At 62.0% G+C, this 603-nt stretch carries 1 protein-coding gene; it reads right to left on the bottom strand.

The features are described 5' to 3' along the window. Window positions 1–5 precede the first annotated feature (5 nt). Window positions 6–603, bottom strand: a 598-nt coding sequence (locus Q1A87_RS23680) for a hypothetical protein (RefSeq protein ID WP_299657318.1), incomplete at its 5' end; no start/stop codon positions are given.

Below are 603 nucleotides of genomic sequence, written 5' to 3'. Positions count from 1 at the left end.
GTCTCTCAGGTCATGCGGGCAAGAACGGCGACAAGGGCAGTCGGCGGCGCAGGCTTTTGCAACAGCGGCGCGCCCGTGCGCTTCACGACAGGCTCGTCGATCCGTGCATGTCCACTATGCAACACGAAAGGCACCCCGAGTCCCAACAGCCTCAGCGCCACGGCCTCGCAAGTCCGCTCACCAAGATGGACGTCAAGTATGGCAGCGTCGATGTCGATGCCAGTGCCCGCCTCCCTGACGGCCGCATCGATCACCGCCATGGCCTCCGCTTCTGAATGCGCGGGGCCGCGGACCTTTGCGCCAGCGTCCTTGAGCATGGCCTCGAGGCCGAGCGCGATCAGGACCTCGTCTTCCACCACGAGGATGGTCCGTCCACTCAACCGTGCCTCCATTGAATCGAACCTCCCCGCGAAGCGCACGCGCGCGATACGTGAAGTCAAACCCTCGCAGCAGCATCGGGTTCGTTCAGTTCGGTCCTCCAGTAACATTTGTTTGGAGCGATGAGATCCGATAGAACTCGGTCCGCTCAGCCCGAACTCGGATAACATCAGGATCAGGAGGAACGAGATTGGCGGACGGAAGACACGGCGACAACGGCCATTT

The organism is uncultured Jannaschia sp. (genome assembly GCF_947494055.1).
Taxonomy (GTDB): domain Bacteria; phylum Pseudomonadota; class Alphaproteobacteria; order Rhodobacterales; family Rhodobacteraceae; genus Jannaschia.
Note: the sequence above shows the minus strand (reverse complement) of the source record. Positions and strands in the feature narration are given on the sequence as shown.